15 protein-coding genes are annotated in these 17,576 nt (G+C 72.2%); 11 read left to right on the forward strand and 4 right to left on the reverse strand.

The window, feature by feature from the left end; all coding sequences use genetic code 11:
• Positions 1 to 19 precede the first annotated feature (19 nt).
• From P696_RS0105835 to P696_RS0105860, 6 genes are all read left to right on the forward strand, one after another.
• Complete coding sequence (locus tag P696_RS0105835) at positions 20 to 1,087, forward strand: ATP-binding cassette domain-containing protein (RefSeq protein WP_026411583.1); 1,068 nt, start codon at positions 20 to 22, stop codon at positions 1,085 to 1,087.
• On the forward strand, positions 1,084 to 1,908 hold the full coding sequence (locus P696_RS0105840; protein WP_026411584.1) for an ABC transporter permease: 825 nt from the start codon (positions 1,084 to 1,086) through the stop codon (positions 1,906 to 1,908). The genes P696_RS0105835 and P696_RS0105840 overlap by 4 nt, the downstream gene beginning before the upstream one ends.
• 290 nt (positions 1,909 to 2,198) lie before the next feature.
• A complete protein-coding gene (locus P696_RS0105845; RefSeq protein ID WP_026411585.1) occupies positions 2,199 to 3,050 on the forward strand; it encodes a polysaccharide deacetylase family protein in 852 nt (283 codons plus the stop codon).
• 130 nt (positions 3,051 to 3,180) lie between these two features.
• Positions 3,181 to 4,437 (forward strand): DUF3696 domain-containing protein, encoded by a 1,257-nt coding sequence (locus P696_RS0105850; protein WP_026411586.1) that lies wholly within the window; start codon positions 3,181 to 3,183, stop codon positions 4,435 to 4,437.
• A complete protein-coding gene (locus P696_RS0105855) occupies positions 4,427 to 5,374 on the forward strand; it encodes a hypothetical protein (RefSeq protein ID WP_026411587.1) in 948 nt (315 codons plus the stop codon). Before P696_RS0105850 ends, P696_RS0105855 begins: the two co-directional genes overlap by 11 nt.
• A gap of 10 nt (positions 5,375 to 5,384) precedes the next feature.
• Entirely contained in the window at positions 5,385 to 7,049 is a 1,665-nt protein-coding gene (locus tag P696_RS0105860) for a DUF262 domain-containing protein (RefSeq protein ID WP_026411588.1), read from the forward strand.
• 244 nt (positions 7,050 to 7,293) lie between these two features.
• Here P696_RS0105860 and P696_RS0105865 read toward each other — a convergent pair whose 3' ends face one another.
• On the reverse strand, positions 7,294 to 8,742 hold the full coding sequence (locus P696_RS0105865; protein WP_026411589.1) for a uracil-xanthine permease family protein: 1,449 nt from the start codon (positions 8,740 to 8,742) through the stop codon (positions 7,294 to 7,296).
• Between the two features lie 108 nt (positions 8,743 to 8,850).
• Positions 8,851 to 11,289: a PucR family transcriptional regulator gene (locus P696_RS57910; RefSeq protein ID WP_245627522.1), complete on the reverse strand. Its 2,439-nt coding sequence runs from the start codon at positions 11,287 to 11,289 to the stop codon at positions 8,851 to 8,853.
• 206 nt (positions 11,290 to 11,495) lie between these two features.
• Between P696_RS57910 and P696_RS43590 the strand changes: the two genes are divergently transcribed.
• From P696_RS43590 to P696_RS0105885, 3 genes are read left to right on the forward strand one after another with little or no spacing between them, the layout of a single operon-like run.
• Positions 11,496 to 12,518, forward strand: a complete 1,023-nt coding sequence (locus P696_RS43590) for an oxamate carbamoyltransferase subunit AllH family protein (RefSeq protein ID WP_064743906.1) — start codon at positions 11,496 to 11,498, stop codon at positions 12,516 to 12,518.
• A 34-nt stretch (positions 12,519 to 12,552) separates the two neighbouring features.
• Positions 12,553 to 13,470, forward strand: coding sequence for an aldose 1-epimerase family protein (locus P696_RS0105880; RefSeq protein ID WP_026411590.1), 918 nt, complete (start codon positions 12,553 to 12,555; stop codon positions 13,468 to 13,470).
• Positions 13,467 to 14,753 carry a DUF6986 family protein gene (locus tag P696_RS0105885; protein ID WP_026411591.1) on the forward strand — a complete coding sequence of 429 codons (1,287 nt, stop codon included), beginning with the start codon at positions 13,467 to 13,469 and terminating at the stop codon, positions 14,751 to 14,753. The genes P696_RS0105880 and P696_RS0105885 overlap by 4 nt, the downstream gene beginning before the upstream one ends.
• Before the next feature lie 34 nt (positions 14,754 to 14,787).
• On the opposite strand, the gene P696_RS0105890 is transcribed toward P696_RS0105885, so the two are convergent.
• Positions 14,788 to 15,429 (reverse strand): CGNR zinc finger domain-containing protein, encoded by a 642-nt coding sequence (locus P696_RS0105890; protein ID WP_026411592.1) that lies wholly within the window; start codon positions 15,427 to 15,429, stop codon positions 14,788 to 14,790.
• Positions 15,430 to 15,525: 96 nt separating this feature from the next.
• Between P696_RS0105890 and P696_RS43595 the strand changes: the two genes are divergently transcribed.
• Entirely contained in the window at positions 15,526 to 16,437 is a 912-nt protein-coding gene (locus P696_RS43595) for an arginase family protein (RefSeq protein ID WP_034483332.1), read from the forward strand.
• On the forward strand, positions 16,434 to 16,937 hold the full coding sequence (locus tag P696_RS52095) for a hypothetical protein (RefSeq protein WP_051466934.1): 504 nt from the start codon (positions 16,434 to 16,436) through the stop codon (positions 16,935 to 16,937). Before P696_RS43595 ends, P696_RS52095 begins: the two co-directional genes overlap by 4 nt.
• Before the next feature lie 38 nt (positions 16,938 to 16,975).
• Here P696_RS52095 and P696_RS0105905 read toward each other — a convergent pair whose 3' ends face one another.
• Entirely contained in the window at positions 16,976 to 17,569 is a 594-nt protein-coding gene (locus P696_RS0105905) for a nucleotidyltransferase family protein (RefSeq protein WP_026411593.1), read from the reverse strand.
• Between the last annotated feature and the right edge of the window lie 7 nt (positions 17,570 to 17,576).

Here is a 17,576-nt window from a genome sequence, read left to right on the forward strand (position 1 = left end):
GGGTCGGTATCAGCCCAGCATGATCGAGGCGCGGGGGCTGACGAAGCGGTTCGGTGAGAAGACGGCCGTCGACGACGCCAGCTTCACGGTCGAACCGGGCCGGGTGACCGGGTTCCTCGGCCCGAACGGCGCGGGAAAATCCACCACGATGCGGATGATCCTCGGCCTCGACCACCCGTCCGCCGGGACGGTGACGGTCGCGGGCGTCCGCTACGCGGGCCTCGGCGCGCCGCTGCACCAGGTCGGCGCGCTGCTGGACGCCAAGGCCGTGCACGGCGGACGCAGCGCCCACAACCACCTGCTCTGCCTGGCCCGCAGCAACGGCATCCCCACCCGCCGCGTGGACGCGGTGCTGGAACTCGTCGGCCTCCACTCGGTGGAGAGGAAGCCCGCCAAGGGGTTCTCGCTGGGCATGGGGCAGCGCCTCGGCATCGCGGGCGCGCTGCTCGGCGACCCCGCCGTGCTGATGTTCGACGAGCCGGTGAACGGCCTGGACCCCGAGGGCATCCTGTGGATCCGGACGCTCATGCGGACCCTGGCCGCCGAGGGCCGCACGGTGTTCGTGTCCAGCCACCTGATGTCGGAGATGGCGCTCACCGCCGACCACCTGGTCGTGATCGGACGCGGCCGGATCCTCGCCGACACCTCCGTCCGCGAGTTCATCGAGACCAACGCGCACAGCCACGTGCGGGTGCGCTCCCCGCAGGTCGCCGAGCTCGGACCGCTGCTGGCCCGGCGGCACTGGCGCGTGGAGGTCGACCCGGACGGCTCGCTCCGCGTCTTCGGCTCCGACCCCGCGTCCATCGGCGACCTCGCCGCCGAGCACGGCGTCCGCCTGCACGAGCTGTCGCCCGTCCAGCCGTCCCTGGAGGAGGCGTTCATGCGCCTGACCGGCGACACCGTCGAGTACCACGCGGGCGGCCTGCACAACCACGACGCGGAGCCTCCCGCCGCCGAGGAGGTCCTCGGTGAACCGCCGGAGGGACCGCCGCCCGGCGGGCCTCCCCCGGGATCGCCGCCGGACGAGGGCCCGTCCGGTCCGCCGCCGTCCGGGCCGACCGGCATGTGGGAAGGAGGACGGTCGTGACCGACGCCCACGCCGAGCCCGGACACCCCGCCGTGAAGGAGCGTCCGGCCACGTTCACGGACGCCGTCGCCGCCGAGTGGATCAAGATCCGGACCGTCCGGTCGACGTTCTGGACGCTGCTGTCCGGGCTCGTGGTGACGATCGGGCTGAGCGTCCTGCTGGCCCTGGTCTTCGTCTCCGCCTGGGATCAGCTGACCCCGCGCGACCGCCTGCAGTTCGACCCGACCGCCTACGGGCTGGTCGGCATCCAGTTCGGGATGGTGGCGTTCGGCGTGCTCGGCGTCCTGGTCGTCACCGGCGAGTACGCGACCGGGATGATCCGGACCTCGCTCACCGCGGTGCCCCGCCGCGCCCGGCTGTTCACGGCGAAGGCGCTGGTGCTCGGCCTGGTCGTGCTGGTCGTCGGGGAGATCGTGTCGTTCGCCGCCTACTTCCTGTCCCAGCTGATCTTCGCGAGCAAGAACCTGGACGAGGGCCTCGGCGCGCACGGCGTGCTCCGCGCGGTGATCGGCGGCGGCCTCTTCCTGACCCTGATCGCGCTGTTCGCGCTGGCCTTCGGGACGCTGCTGCGGCACACCGCGGGCGCGATCACGACCGTCCTCGGCCTGCTGTTCGTGCTGCCGATCATCGGCTCGTTCCTGCCCGGGGACCTCGGCCAGACGATCCGCAAGCTGCTCCCGTCGGCGGCGGGCGGCGCGGTCATGGGCACCCGCCCGTCCCCCGACGTGCTGTCCCCCTGGGTCGGCTTCGGCGTCTTCGCGCTGTACACGGCCGTCCTGCTCATCGTCGCCCTGATCGCCTTCGAAAAACGCGACGCCTAGCCGCCAGGGGCACGTCCTAGATCTCTACGGGCGCCAGTACCGGCGGACGAGGCGGTATCCCAGATCGCAGACGGAGGGGTCGTCGGGCTGGTCGGGACCATGCGCGGGCGGCAGCAGGGCGATCGTTTTTCAACCCGGTCGTTCCGGCCGCCTCGCCGTGGTCGGATGGAGGAGAGTTCGGACACAGGTGTGCAACAGCGGGGCGTCGCTGTCTCAGTCGTTGGCCCGACGTGATCAGATATGTCCGATCTTGTTCGACTGGACGTACGTACGGCACGGGGGACGCGGGGATGCGTGGCGGTGTTCCGAAGGGGTACACGGCGGTGGCGGCGGCGCTGGGGATCGCGGTCGGTGTCTGGCCCGCCCTGTCGGCGCTTCCGTCCGGGGACGGCGGCGACGGCGCGAAGCTGCGCACCGAGCTGACCGCGGCGCTCGGCGACCGCCAGTGGGAGCACCCGAAGCCCGGCTCGTGGACGCCGCCGAAGCCGTCCACGGACGGCCTGCCCCCGGTCATCAGCAAGATCGACACGCAGGACCGCGTCGTGTTCCTGACGATCGACGACGGCTACGAGTACGACCCGGAGTTCGTGAACATCGTCCGGAACGAGAAGGTGCCGATCCTCACCTTCCTGACCACGACGTACGTGCGCGGGCACGGCCAGTACTTCTGGGCGCTGCGCAACGCGGGCTCGCGCATGGAGGACCACACGGTCACCCACCCCGACATGAAGACGCTCCCGCTGGACGCGCAGCGGCGGCAGATCTGCCAGTCGTCCGACACGATCGCCAAGCAGTACGGACGGCGGCCCGAGCTGTTCCGGCCGCCGTTCGGGTCGTTCAACACCGCGACCCGCCAGGCCGCCAAGGCGTGCGGCATCAAGTCGATCCTGACCTGGACGGCCGAGTTCTACAACGGGACGTCCGGCCCGGGCGTCGGCTTCAACGGCTTCGCGCGCGGGGACGGCCTGGGCAAGGGCTTCCGCCCCGGCGACATCGTCCTGATGCACTACCGCAAGGGCCTCGCCGGTCAGTTCCGAACCCTGCTCGGCTGGATCAGGCAGCAGGGCTTCCGCCCCGCCGCCGTCCAGAACTACCTCCCCCACTCCCTCGGCGGCGACGCCCCCGACACCCCACCCGCATAACCCGCAGACCGCGACCACGGCTTTCACTCTCCAGCCCAACGCGAACGAAATCCCCAGGGCTGCCCGAGCCCACACGGAATCACCCCGTTCCCAGGATCCGAGGCTCACTGGCCCGTTAGGGTCTGCCGACATGGCCCTGGTGAATCTCTCGCTCCGCAACTACCGGTGCTTCGCGGAGCGGCAGGACGTGGAACTGCGCCCGATCACCGTGGTGCTGGGGAAGAACAATTCGGGCAAGAGCGCGCTGGTCCGTGCGCCGCTCATCCTGCAGACCGGTATCCGCAACGACCACCCGCTGCCCTTCGACCTCGAACAGTTCGGGGACGACGCACCAGAGTTCACCGACCTGGTTCACGGGCGGCTGGACCTGAGCAGCGTCACGATCGGTCTTGGGTTGACCGGCCCGGGGGGCGAGGAGTACACGCTCGACGCCACGGTTCAGAACGTCCCCGAGCTGTACAGCCAGCGGGTCCTCGAGTGGTCGCTGACCTCCGGCGGCCGCAGGGCGTCCTACACGTGGGTTTCCGGGCGTACGGACGAGGAGCTGGAACAGCAGGTCTACCGCAGGCCGGACCGCTCGACCGTGTCGATGGACTTCAAGGGACTGCTGCCGACCGAACTCCCCGACGGGGACGGCACCGGATGGTTCGCCCCGGAACGCGTGCGCTCGTCCTTCGACGTGATTCACCATCTAGGACCGTTCCGCTTCAAACCGAAGCGGCTGGTGCGCCTCCCCGCGCGGGAACCCGACCATGACGAGTTCGGCAGTCGCACGGCGGAGATCCTGGCCTACGATCACGTGCGCCGGAAGGGACGCCTGATCAACAAGATCAACGAGTACCTCCGTACGGCGCTTCCCGCCTGGGAACTGAAGGTCCAGCCCCACCTCGACGGCTACGCGGTGGGGTTGCGGTCGCTGGAGACGAAGGACCTGTGGGTCCCCGCCACCGACATTGGGACGGGAATCTCCCAGATCCTGCCCTTCCTGGTTCGCAGGGCCCAGGACGAGCTCGACCCACCCGAGCGCGACGTGCTGGAGGTCGTCGAAGAACCCGAACTCCACCTGCACCCGTCCGCACAGGCCATGTTGGCCGACCTCTACATCAGGGCCATCGACGTGGCCTCGGTCAGATTTCTCGTCGAGACGCACAGCGAGGCCTTTCTGCTACGCCTCCGGCGCCGCGTCGCAGAGGGCGAGCTGGACGCGAAGCGGCTGGCGCTCTACTTCGTTGATGACGGCGGTGAGTTCTCGACGGTCCGCCGGATCAACGTCGATGAGCTCGGCAACGTCGACTACTGGCCGGAAGGGATCTTCGAGGAGGGCTTCGAAGAGGTGCGCGCCCTTGCCGAGGCCCAGGAGACGCGTCTGGAGAGCGATGCGGGTTGAGCTGACAGCGGCGGTTCTCGAGATGACCGAGCCTGCAGACGAGATCTCGACCCTCCTGGGCCACTTCAACAAGGGGCGACATTCGTGGGTGATCGCCCCGCAGCTCGCCAAGGCCGCAGACTCCCTCATTGAGAGGAACATGGCCCCGCCCCGGGTTCCGGCGTACCAGCAGCTCGCCAGAAAGGCCGCCACACAGCAGCACGCCTACAGGACCTCAGCGGCACCTCGTCCTGTGCGAATCTCCCCGGACGACCTCAAGGAACATGTCGACGATCTCGACCGGCCGGCCGTCCTCGTGGTGGAGAACGACGGATCCGACAGATGCTTCGTCAACGCCATTGCCCGGATCTGCGGGGGCGCGGACATCCTGGACGCCATCGACAAGCGCTGGCTGCAGCTCGGGCACGGGGGCGGCGGAGACGTCTACCGGAGATCGCAGGAAGAACACGACTCCTTCCGCCGGGTCAAGCGCGCAGCGGCGTTGCTCGACAGCGACCGGTGGGCACCTGGCACCCCCGAGAAGAACGCGCATCGAATCGCAGAGCTGCGCGCGCTCGGCCTGCGAATCCATGTGCTGACCCTTCGCGAGGCCGAGAACTACGTGCCCAACAGAGTTCTCCACGCGGTGAGGCCGATCCGTCACTCGTCGGCGCGGCTCGATCATCTCAAGAAGCTCGACCACGATCAGCGTGGGCACTTCGACATGAAGCACGGTTTCAAGAAGACGAAAGGGGTGCCCGAGCAGCAACGGCACCTGTTCGCCGATGCCGACCCCAGGACGATCGCCGGACTCGAGGACGGCTTCGGCTCGGGCCTGATGACCGCCTTGGAGTCCATGGCCCACCGCCTCACCGAGGCCGACCTCGCCCGCGACGTCGGCGAGGCCGTGCCGGGCGAGCTGCGCGGTCTTCTCGCGATGCTGCGAGAGATCCTGTAGGGATAGGTCCATGGCAGCCGACGAGCATGAGATCACCGTCAAACCGGAGATCCTCCTCATGGAGGACCTGATGACGCTGATCGACGAGGGAAAGCTACGGGTCCCCCGGTTCCAGCGTCCGTTCGTCTGGCGCCCGCAGCAGATCCTCGACCTGTTCGACAGCGTCGAGCGCGGGTACCCCATCGGCAGCCTGCTCTTCTGGGAGACCCATGAGGAGTTCGCCACCTTCGAGAGCATCGGCGGCATCGAGCCTCGCAAGCAGCCGGTGCCGGGGTCGGCGATCTCCTATGCCCTGGACGGCCATCAGCGTCTCTCCGCCCTTTACGGAACCCTCAGGCGCCCCGAAACGCTCGGGCGTTCCCAGGAGCAGGCGGACTGGATGTGGTGGCCGTACCGGATCCTGGGTGAGGCGGACGACGGTCTCAACCGGTATCGGCACTGGAAGTCCGCCGCCCCTCCGCCGTCCCATTACCTCCCGCTTCGTTCGATCCTGCGGACGACGGAGTTCCTGAGCTTCTCCCGGACGCTGATCGACGACCCGCCGGCCGGCGCAGATCCTGATCGGCTCATCAGGGAGGCCGAGGTCGTCGCCCAGCGCATCAGGTCGTACCGGATCTCGGTCGTCCGGCTCGTGGGCGGCAACCTCACCAACGCCGTGGAGGTCTTCTCCCGCGTCAACAGCACCGGCCAGGCGATGCGCCCGACCGAGATGGTCTCGGCGCTCACCTACCGCAAGGGGGAAGGACCGACCCTCGCGGAACGCCTCGACGCCATGGTGGAGCAGGTCGCCGACACCGGCTTCGGCGACGTCTCCTCCGACGCGCTGTTCCGGGCCGTCCTCGCGGTCGCCGGAGAGGACAACGTCCAGGAGGCCCGCTGGGAGGTGCTGGCCAAGCGCATCCAGGAGGATCTCGGCGACTCCGCCGAAGCGACCGAAGCGGCGCTGATCCGAGCCGTGGACTTCCTCCGCGGCACGGTCGGGGTGCCGCTGGCGCGGTTGATCCCGTATGACGCCCAGTTCATGCTTCTTGTGACGTTCTTCCATGAATGCCCCGAACCGAGCCCGCACCAGCTCTCGGAGCTGACGCGCTGGTTCTGGGTGACGTCCTGGTCGGGCTTCTTCGCGGGTGCCAACACGACGCAGATCAAGCAGGCGATCCAGCAGATCAGGCGGTTCGCCAAGGACGAAGGCACGATCACTCCCGAGGACGTCCGCGCCCAGCCCTTCCCGAATCGTTTCGATCTGCGCAGCGCACGGGTTCGCGCGTTCATCATCTGGGAGCTGCGCGAGTTTCCCGACCGCTTGGCGGCGGACGGCAGTGAGCTGAAGGGCGTGGACATCCTCGCCGCTGAGGCCACCTCGGCCTACCGACACATCGTCAGAACGCGCGGGCTCGCCGCCACGTCGAGTCCGGCGAACAGGGTCATCATGACAACGAAGGCCGGAGTTTCGGTCAAGAAGACCCTGCTCGGCCTCTCCGACGACGTCGGTGACCGTGTGCTCGCGGGCCACGGAATCCCCAAGGAGGCGATGGCCCGCCTCGCCGCCGGTGACGATGAGGGGTTCATCGAGCTTCGGCGGGACTACCTCGCCGAGTGCGAGCGGGCGTTCATGGCCCTGTACGGTCTCGTCGCCAAGCCCGGTGAGGGAGAGACCGACATCGACACCGAGTAAGCCCTGTGCCCGGATGCCCCACAGTCAGGAAATCTGGTCAACTCACCTCAGGTGACGGACCATGGCGCGGTCTCCCGCTGGCGGCGGCCGCGGCGTGGGGCGACCGGAACATCTCCGCAGGTAGTGGGCGTTTGGGGAGCTTATTCGGTTGCGCTGATGAGGTTGAGGGAGCGGACTAGGGTTCATGCGCTGGCGGGGTTGAGGTCCCCCGCTCCCCAAGGCAACCCCGCCAGCACAGGACTCGCTAGTCGGTGGAGCGGCGGACGTCGCCGCCGATCTCGGTTTCCATGGGGGCGATGATGCCGCGGCCCATGTCGGACGGGTCGCGCCGCCGGACCGCCAGGTTCAGCAGGTGGTAGCCGATCAGCAGGACGACCGTGCCGAGCGCGATGCCCTGCAGCGGGAAGCTGTCGGTGATGTGGAGCGTGACGTTCCCGATCGCCAGGATCAGGCCCGCGGCGACCGGGACGAGGTTGACCGGGTCGGCGAAGTCCACCCGGTTCTCGACCCAGATCTTCGCGCCGAGCAGGCCGATCATGCCGTACAGGACGACCGTGATGCCGCCGAGCACGCCGCCCGGGATCGCCGCGACCAGCGCGCCGAACTTCGGGACGAACCCGACCGCGATCGCCACGAGCGCCGCGACCCAGTACGCGGCCGTCGAGTAGATCCTGGTCGCGGCCATGACGCCGATGTTCTCGGAGTAGGTGGTCGTCGGGGCGCCGCCGACCGCCGTCGCGAGGGTGGTGGTGAGGCCGTCCGCGGCGAGCGCGCGGCCGATGTAGGGGTCGAGGTCGTCGCCGGTCATGGCGGCGACGGCCTTCACGTGCCCGGTGTTCTCGGCGATCAGCGCGATGACGACGGGCAGCGCCAGCAGGATCGCCGACATCTTGAAGTTCGGGCCGTGCAGGTGCGGCAGCCCGAGCCAGTCGGCCGACTTCACGGCCGAGAAGTCCACGCGGTCGTGCGGGAACGCCGTCGCCACGCAGTACGGGCCCTCGGTCGGGCACGGGTGGCCCGACGCGTCCAGCAGGTTCCGGCCGCCCTGGACGGAGGTGACCTGGCCCGCCGTCTTGTCCAGCACCCAGGACAGCCCGAAGCCGAACACCAGCGCCAGCAGCACGTTGATCCGCGCCCAGAAGCCGCGCAGCAGCACCGCGCTGAGCACCGCGAACGCCATCGTCCCGATCGCGACCCACTGGTCCTGCGGCCAGTAGACGTTCGCGACGACCGGCGCGAGGTTGAACCCGATCAGCATGACCACCGCGCCCGTGATGACCGGTGGCAGCACCGCGTGCAGCACGTTCGCGCCGAGGAAGTGGATGACCAGCCCCACCGCGAGCAGCGCGACGCCGACCCAGAGGATCGCGCCGGTCACCGTCCCGGAGTCCCCGCCCGCCGCGCGGATCGCCGCCGCGACCCCGACGAACGACGCGCTCGACCCGAGGTAGGACGGCACCCGCCCGCTCGTGATCAGCAGGAACAGGATGGTGGCGACCCCGGACATCATGATCGCCAGGTTGGGGTCCAGCCCCATCAGCACCGGGAAGACGAACGTGGCACCGAACATCGCCACCACGTGCTGGGCCCCGATGCCCGCGGTGCGCGGCCAGGACAGCCGCTCGTCCGGGCGCACGACCTCCCCGGGCGGAGGCGTCTTCCCGTCGCCGTGCACCTTCCAGCCGAACACCATCCAGAACTCCTGAAATTCTCGTTTACGCTACGTGAACGAGAATGCCGCACCCGGGCCCGGCCGCGCACCACCGGGGGTGGCGCAGCGGCCGAGGCCCGCGCGCGGCCGCTAGATCCCCCGCATCCGCAGGACGTGCAGGGCGAGCGTCAGGTTGAGGCGGAGATGGGCGTCCTCGGTGAACGGTCCGAGCAGCCGTTCCAGTTTCCCGATGCGGTAACGCAGCGTGTTGTAGTGGAAGTGGAGCCGCCGCGCGGTCTCGGCGACGTTGAGGTTGGTCTCCAGGAGCACCTGGAGCGTCCGGCGCAGGTCCACCAGTTCCGGCTCGTCGTCGGCGGCCAGGTCGCCGAGCGTCTCGCGGACGAACGCGTGCAGCTCCTCCGGATCGGGGACGAGGCTGAGCAGCCGGTACACGCCGAGCTGGTCGAAGTGCGCCCGCGCGCCGTCGCCGTGCAGCTGCCGTCCGACCCGGACGGCCTTCAGCGCCTGCTCGTACGCCTCCGGCAGCCGGGACGGCGACACGACCGTGCGGCTGATGCCGGTCGAGAACGTCCGGCGGACCGACGAGTGCTCGGCGAAGAGCGCGGCGGCCTCCTTGACCAGAGTGTGGACCGGTCCACCGTCCAGGTCGGGATCGTCGCCGTCGGCGCCCACCACCGCCACGACCTCGTGCGCGAAGCTGGCCACGGCCGCGCCACGGTCGTGCCGCCGCACCGCCGCCGCCCAGGCCGCCGCGAGCCGTTCCTGCGCCGCCCGCTCCTCGGCCCCGCGCCCGGCGCGCACCGCTCCGCCGCCACCGGGCCGTCCGGTGGCCGCGCGTGTGCCCCGCCGTCCGGGACCGACATCGGCCACGGCACGTCCCGGACCGACGTCCGACACCACACGCCCCGGGCCCACGTCGGACACCACACGCCCCGGACCCACGTCGAGGCCGCCGCGACCATGACCCGCATCGGACACCGCGCGTCCTGAGCCGACGTCGGAGCCGTCACGGCTGTGGCCTGTGTCGGAGACCACTCGGCCGGGGCCTGCGTCGGAGACGGCGCGTCCCGGGCCCACGTCCGAGACCACACGGCCAGGGCCGACGTCGGAGACCGCTCGGCCGCGGCCCGCGTCGGAGGCCGCTCGGCCGGAGCCCGGGTCCGAGGTCGTGCGGTCGGGGCCCGGGTCGGGGGCGGCGCGGCCGGGGCCGCCGGCGTCGTGTCCGGCGCGTGCGGACGCGGCGGCCGGGTCGGCCGTGCCGGTGCCGCCGCGGGACGATCCCGCGAGGGTCCGGGTGGGGCGGACGGCGGCGTCCACCGGGAGGGGGAGGTCGGCGACCGGGAGGCCGCCGGGGTCGCCGAACGGGTCCGGCGCCAGGGACCGGACGGGCTCCGGTTCGGCCAGGGCGGTGTCGGGTCTTCGCGCGGCGACCGGACGCGGCGCCGTCGCGGACGAGGCGTCCGGATGGCCGTCGGCCTTGACCGCGCGGCCACGGGCCCGTGAGTCGGCCGGACGAGCCGGACGCCCTGGCCCGGTTTGCGAGCCTTGCCCGCTTTCAGGTTCGGTTCGGGGACGGCCGTCCAGCTCGGCGACGATGACCAGGACCGGACGGTCCAGGTCCCAGCCGAAGCCCGAGCAGTGCGCGATGACCCGGTCGTCGTCCCCGGCCCGTCCGGCGAGGATGTCACGGAGGAAGTCGGCGCGGTACTTGCTCTCGACCGCGGCGACGGCCTGCTGCTTGGTCACCACCAGCGCGGCGACGGTCGCGGCGCGTTCCAGGATGCCGAGCGCGCCCTCGCCGAGCGCGCCGTCCGGGCGGTAGGCGACCAGGCGGCCGTGGTCGAAGCCGCCCGCGACGACCGGGACGACCAGGTGGTCGCCCTCGGCCGGGCCCGGTGGCCCGGCGTCGCCCCGGAGCGTGAGCGCCCGGACGGCCCGGACCTGGTCCTCGGCGCCCGCGGCGGCGAGCACGCGCCGCTCGCCGTCCAGCACCGCGACGGCGGCGCCGAGGTGCGCGGCGACCTCGTCCACGACCTCGCGCAGCCCGCCGCCGCACAGGACGGTCTGCACGAGCGCGCGGTGCACCTCCTCGGTGCGGGCGAGGACGGCCGCCTGCCGGTTGAGGATGTCGGTGAGCACCTGGTTCATGACGTCGTCGAAGCCGACGTCGGCCGGGAGCAGGATCAGGGGGAAGCCGCGCCGGTCGGCCTGCTCGACCATGTCCGGCGGCGGCTCGGCCATGTAGCGGCCGGGCTTGATGGCGAGCGCGGCGACCCCGCGCTCGTCCAGGTCGCCGACCAGGCCGGTGAGGCCGCGCGGGGTGCCGCGCAGCGGATAGCCCGTGGTCAGCAGCAGCTCGTTGGGTTTGACCCACGGGAGGATGTCGGGGACCTCCATCACGTTGAGCCGCTGCACCACGCGCCCGAGCCCGGCGCGTCCGGCGATGAGCCGTGCGCCGGTGAGTGCCGGGACGTCGAGGACCTCGCCGACCGGCAGGCCCCGGGTGAGGGTGCCGGTGCTCGCGAACCGGTGGGCGGGTGGGCCCGTGTTCACGCGGATGTCACTCATGCAGGTGTCACCTCGCCTTTGACGGTCGACCGCGGAGGGGGGTCGCGATCGATACCGATTTCGCGATCAACCCTGACAACAAAGACGAACCATGACAAGCATCCTTGGCAGCTTTTCCCATACGCCCCTCGCGCACAGGGGTCTACGGTCACCGAGAGGCTCGGCCCGCAGCGACGCGGGCCGGCGGACGAGTCCCGGGAGGCTGGGTGGGCGTGCCGGTCCGCGAACCGCTCCAGCCGACGGCCCGGCAGGGCCCCTCCCCGGCGGGCGCGGCGGCGCTTCCACTGCGCCGGCTGCTGGACGCCCCGAGACGTCCCGCGCGCGTGATCGCGGTCTTCCCCGCGGCGGTGTACCTCGAGGTCAGAGGCGTCCCCGAGCCCCGCGTGCTCGCCGTGGTCACCGAGGGCGCGGTCCGGCTCCCGAACGCGGTCGTGCTGGTCGTCCCGGCGCGGGAACGGCCCTTCGCGGGCGTCCGCGAGGGGGCCGAGGCGTGGATCGGCGAGGGACGCGTCGAGACGTGCGGCTTCCGTGTCAAGGCCCGCCGCTGGTGGGATCCGACGCCGGTTCTGGCCGCCCTGACGACCGCGTCCCTGACGCGCGGAATCCACTCGCTCGAGGTCGCGCTCCGCGACGCGGGACCGGCCGCGGCGGGCGGGCTCGCCGGGCACCGCGGCCCCGCCCGGCTCGCCGAGGCGTGCGCCGACGGCGACCTCGCGGGCGCGGTCGAGGCGGCCGAGCGCATCGTCGGGCTCGGGCCCGGCCTCACCCCGAGCGGCGACGACGTCCTCGCCGGGCTGCTCGTCGCGTGCCGGCTGCTCGGACGGGCCGTGCGCGGCGGCGACCAGGCCGTCTGGCTGGCCGACTGGCTCGGCGCGGCCGTCACCGAGGACGCCGACACGCGCACCACCGCGCTCGCCGCGACCCTCCTGCACTGCGCGGCCAAGGGCCAGGCGGGCGGCGAGGTCGCGGCCGTCCTGCGCGGCGTCGCCGGACACGAACCGCCCGGCCCGGCCGTCCGGCGGCTGCTCACCGTCGGCCACACCTCCGGAGCCGACCTGGCCTGGGGCGTCCTCGCGGGCTGCCGCGCCGCGCTCGCCCTGGCCGCCCCCCGCGCCGACGCCGAGGCCCCCGAACGGCGTCCCGCGCGAGGCGGGGACCTGCCCGTCCCCGTCCCGCTCTCCGGACGCCTCGAGACGACCGTGACGCGCATCGACGTGACCGCGGGCTGAGCCCTCATGATCGTCTCGGGATAACCTGCCGCGCATGAGCGAGCAGCGTCCCCTGACCGGAACCCAGCACATCCTCACCGCGGGCCCCTACCGGGCCGTGGTGACCGAGGCGGGCGCGAGCCTGCGCGCCCTCACCCTGGACGGACGCGACCTGATCCTGACGCACGACGCGGACACGCTCGCCCCGGCCGCCTTCGGCCAGCTGCTCGTCCCGTTCCCGAACCGCGTCGACCAGGGCCGGTACACCTTCGGCGGCGCGTCCTACCAGCTGGCGCTCACCGAGCCGAAGTACGGGAACGCCATCCACGGCCTCGCCCGCTGGTCGGCGTGGACGGCGACCGAGCAGACCGACGACGGCGTCACGCTCACGCTCGACATTCCGGGCGCGCAGGGCTACCCGTTCCGGCTGGCCCTCACGGCCCGGTACGTCCTTTCCGCGGAGACCGGCCTGACCGTCACGCTGACCGCCGAGAACACCGGCACCCGTCCCGCGCCGTACGCGCACGGCGCCCACCCGTACCTGACCGTCGGCGTCCCGATCGACGAGTGCGCGGTCACGCTGGACGCCGCGCGTTTCCTCCCGGCGGGCGAGCGGATGATCCCCCTGGACGCGCCCGTCCCGGTGGACGGCACCGACCGCGACCTGCGCGGCGGCACGGTCCTCGGATCCCGGGAGATCGACAACGCCTACACCGGCCTCACCCGCGACGAGCACGGCCGCGCCTGGGCGCGCCTGACCGGGAACGGGCGGACCGTCGCCCTCTGGACGGACGAGGCGCACCCGTGGATCGAGGTGTACACCGCCCACACGATCCCGGCCGGGCACCGCCGACTCGGTCTCGCCGTCGAGCCGATGACCGCGCCGCCGAACGCGTTCGTCACCGGGACGGACCGGATCGATCTCGCTCCGGGCGCCCGGACGGGCGGTTCATGGGGGATCATGGCGGAGTGAACCTCAGCGTGCCCTCGATCGACGACCTGTCCGCCCGCGTCGCCGCGATCCGCGAGACGCACGCCGCGACCTTCCCCGGGCCCGCCGAGGGACGGCAGCCGGTGCACACCGTCTACGTCCCGGCCGACCGCTTCACCCCCGGCACCGCCGCCGAGTTCGGCGCGGAGGCGCTGCGCCTGCTCAACACGCACGCGCCCGGCGCGGGCACGTTCGGCCCGGCGTTCGGCCTCGACCCGGGGATCGCCGGCGCCGTCCGCGAGCGCGTCGCCGCCAAGCTGGCGACCGAGCCGGTCGAGGACCTGCGGATCGACTTCGAGGACGGCTACGGCGTCCGCTCCGACGCCGAGGAGGACGGCCACGTCGCGCACGCGGTGGAGTCGGTCGCCGCCGCCTACGAGGCGCGGACGCTGCCGCACTACTGGGGGCTGCGGGTCAAGTCGTTCGCCGACGGCGGGCACGAGCGGTCGATGCGCACCCTGGACGCCTTCCTCACCGCGCTGCGCGACCGCCTCGGACGGCTGCCCGGCGGGTTCACCATCACCTTCCCGAAGGTCGTGATGGCCGAGCACGTCGCGGTCTTCACCGACTACCTGGAACGGCTCGAGGGCGCGCTCGGCCTGCCCGGCGGCATCCTCCGGTTCGAGATCCAGGTCGAGACCACCGAGGCGATCATCGACCACGAGGGACGGATCGGGCTGCGCGGGATCGTCGCCGCCGGGCGCGGCCGGATGACCGGCGCGGCATTCGGCGTGTACGACTACACCGCCGCCTGCGGCCTGCCGCCCGAGGAGCAGCGCCTCGACCACCCCGCCTGCGACTTCGCCCGCAACATCATGCAGGTGACGCTCGCCGGAACCGGCGTCCGCCTGTCGGACGGCTCGTCCAACGTCGTCCCGCGCCACGACTCCACCGACGAGGTCCACGGCGTCTGGACCGAGCACGCCGACCACGTCTGGCACTCGCTGTCGAACGGCTTCTACCAGGGCTGGGACCTGCACCCCGCGCACCTTCCGAGCCGCTACGCCGCCGTCTACCGCTTCTACCTCGAGGCCGTGGACGACGCCGCCGTCGCCCGCGTCCGCGCCTGGCACGAGCGGGCCGCCGCGGGCGGGGAGGGCGGCGTCCCGGACGACTCCGCCTCCGGGCCCCGCACCGCCCGCCTCCGGAACGAGCAGTCCGGGGTGCTGGACGAGCCCGCCACCATCAGGTCCCTCACCGCCCTCCTCCAGCGCGCGGTCGACTGCGGCGCGGTCGACCCGGCCGTCCTGCCCCCGACGCCTTGACGGCCGTGCGGCCCGGGCCACCGGGCCGAGAGGGCTACTCGTCACTCGCGGGGTGCCGTTTCCGCTGGTAGTGAGTCCGGCCCTTGGAGGCGTTCCCGCAGGTCGCCATGTCGCACCAGCGGCGACGGCCGCCACGTGAGGTGTCGATGAACACCCAGCCGCACCGCTGGCCAGGGCAGACGCGGGTGCGTTCCAGCGGCGGATCCCGGAACAGGTCGGCCGCCCGCAGAACCAGCTCATGGTTGAGGTACTCAAGGCCCGAGGTCTCAACGCCGACCCCGAACCGCGCCCCGTCCTCACCAACGGTGAGGCGGGCGGCGGCGGCCGCGCGTTTCCAGTGCTCCTCCACCCGGCTCATCGCCTCCGCGGGCCCCGGCGCGTCCTGGCGGATCAGCGCCGTGACGAGATCGTGCAGCGCCTCGCGCAGCTCGCGCGTGCGGTCGAGGGACTCCGCGGCGGCATCGGGATCGGCCTCGGCCAGGCGCCGCACGTGGTCGAGATCGGCGGGGGCGAACCGTCCGGTGAGCGCGGCCCATTCGAGGAGCCGCGGGTGGCCGTCGAGCCAGTCGACCGGCTCGGCGTTGCGCGCCGTGACCGTGTTCACCAGGTCGAGGACGGCATGACCGCCGACCAGGTCCCGGGACGTGAAGGTGTGCGTCCGGACGACCGCGTCCACCGGTGACCGCCTCTCCTCGTCGGTTTGCCTCCATCCGTCCAACCAGTGTACTGATGTTATCCGGTTGGAATGACGGTGAGCTGGAAGGAGAGGGCCTTGGCCACTGCTGTGGAGCTGATCGCGGCCCCGTGGAACCTGGGACTACGCCCGCCCGAGCCGGGACACGAACCCGGCGCCTGGCGCGCCCCGGAGGCGCTGCTGGCGGCGGGACTGGAGGACCGCCTGCGCCCCGCGCGGCTGGTGGAGCTCGACCGTCCGCCCTACGACTTCGACGCCCAGCCCGCGACCCGCGTCCGCAACGGGGTGACGCTCCGCGAGCACACCCTCCGGCTGGCCGGGACGGTCCGGGAGGCGCTCGCTGCGTCCCGGTTCCCGGTCGTCCTGGGCGGCGACTGCAGCGTCCTGCTGGGATGCCTCCTCGGGGCCCGCCACGACGGACGCTGCGGCCTGGTCCACGTCGACGGCCACAACGACTTCCGCCACCCCGGCGACGGCGGCTCCGGCCCCGCGCTCGGCAACGCGGCCGGAATGGACCTCGCCCTGGCCACCGGCCGGGGCGAACTCCTGCTCACCCACTGGCCGCGCGTGGGCCGTCCCCTGGTCGCCGACGAGGACGTCGTCCAGATCGGCGACCGGGACGAGGACGCGGACCTCCCGTTCACCCGCTTCACCGCCCGCCAGATCGAGCGCGTCGGCATCGCCGACCTGGGCGAACAGGTCCGCGCCCATCTGGACCGCCACGGCCTGGACCGCGTCTGGCTCCACGTCGACCTGGACGTCCTGGACGAGCGCGTCCTGCCCGCCGTCGACACCCCGGGACGTCCCGGAATGGACTTCGCCCAGCTCGCCGAACTCCTGTCGTCGCTGGTCGGCACCGGCCGCGTGATCGGCCTCGACATCACCGTCTACGACCCGGAACGCGACCCGGACGGCGCGCACGCCGCGCCCATCGTCGACTGCCTCACCTCCGCCCTGACCCCGCTCGCCACCGTGGAGGCCCACGCGTGAAGACGCTGCTCGCCGACGGCCCCACCGGCCTGTACGCGACCGAGATGCGCCAGTTCGGACGCCTCGCCGGACACTGGCGGACGGAGATCACCTACTACCCCGCGGGCTCCCCGCCCCGCCGGGTCGACGGCGAATGGGAGTTCGGCTACGCCCTCGAAGGCCGGGCCGTCCTGGACGTCTGGCAGTGGCCCGGACGCGCGGACCTCCCGCCCGAGGGCCGCGCCCCCGACCAGGAATGCGGCCTGTGCGTGCGCATCTGGGACCAGCGCCTGCGGCTGTGGCGGTTCACCTTCCACGGCACCCGCGGCGACATCCTGCACATGTACGCCCGCGAGATCGGCGACGAGATCGTCATGGAACGCGCCGCGCCCGGCGCCCTCGTCCGCTGGACCTTCGCCGACATCGCCGCCGACACCTTCCACTGGCGCAACGAGCGGTCCACCGACGGCGGCCGGACCTGGCGCCTGGACCAGGAGGTCCACGCCCACCGCCTCACCTGAGGTCCTGGAGCCCGTCGCGCCCTGACCCGCCCGACCGGCTAGGCGTCGTTGCGGACGAGGTAGGCGGCGAGGTCGGCCGGGGTGTCGATGTCGTCCGGGGACGCCACGTCGTCGCAGGCCACCGGCGTGATCAGGTCGGGGTTCGCGCGCAGGAACGGGCGCGCGCCGACGTCGCCCACGGCGGACGCGGCGACGGCGTCGAAGTGCTCGCGGGCGATGAGCACCGGGTTGCGCGGGCGTCCGCCGTAGGTGGCGACGGCGACGCGCGCGCCGTCCTCGTAGGCGGCGAGCAGCCGGGACACGGCGGCGGACGTGACGCGCGGCTGGTCGACCAGGGCGACGACGGCCGCCGGGCACTCGGGCGGGAGCGCCGCCAGGCCCGCGCGCAGAGACGAGCCCATGCCCGACGCCCAGTCCGGGTTCGGCACGACGACCGCGCCGATCACCTCGACCGTGACCGCCCCGGCGACGACCACGACCGGCGCGCAGCCGCCGTCGTGCAGGGTGCGGACGCCGCGGTCCACGAGGCGCTCGCCGTCCAGTTCCAGCAGCGCCTTCGGCCGTCCGAGACGGCTGCCGCCACCGGCGGCGAGCAGCAGGCCGGCGGGTGGTTGCGCTCCGTGCAGGGTCATCCCGGCA

Origin of the sequence: Actinomadura oligospora ATCC 43269 (genome assembly GCF_000518265.1) — a bacterium.
Lineage (GTDB): Bacteria > Actinomycetota > Actinomycetes > Streptosporangiales > Streptosporangiaceae > Spirillospora > Spirillospora oligospora.

Bases quoted from the DNA above. Each gene is read 5' to 3' on its own strand.
- P696_RS0105835 (WP_026411583.1), top strand. From the start codon at position 20: ATGATCGAGGCGCGGGGGCTGACGAAGCGGTTCGGTGAGAAGACGGCC.
- P696_RS0105845 (WP_026411585.1), top strand. From the start codon at position 2,199: ATGCGTGGCGGTGTTCCGAAGGGGTACACGGCGGTGGCGGCGGCGCTG.
- P696_RS0105850 (WP_026411586.1), top strand. From the start codon at position 3,181: ATGGCCCTGGTGAATCTCTCGCTCCGCAACTACCGGTGCTTCGCGGAG.
- P696_RS0105855 (WP_026411587.1), top strand. From the start codon at position 4,427: ATGCGGGTTGAGCTGACAGCGGCGGTTCTCGAGATGACCGAGCCTGCA.
- P696_RS0105860 (WP_026411588.1), top strand. From the start codon at position 5,385: ATGGCAGCCGACGAGCATGAGATCACCGTCAAACCGGAGATCCTCCTC.
- P696_RS0105865 (WP_026411589.1), bottom strand. From the start codon at position 8,742: ATGGTGTTCGGCTGGAAGGTGCACGGCGACGGGAAGACGCCTCCGCCC.
- P696_RS57910 (WP_245627522.1), bottom strand. From the start codon at position 11,289: ATGAGTGACATCCGCGTGAACACGGGCCCACCCGCCCACCGGTTCGCG.
- P696_RS0105880 (WP_026411590.1), top strand. From the start codon at position 12,553: ATGAGCGAGCAGCGTCCCCTGACCGGAACCCAGCACATCCTCACCGCG.
- P696_RS0105905 (WP_026411593.1), bottom strand. From the start codon at position 17,569: ATGACCCTGCACGGAGCGCAACCACCCGCCGGCCTGCTGCTCGCCGCC.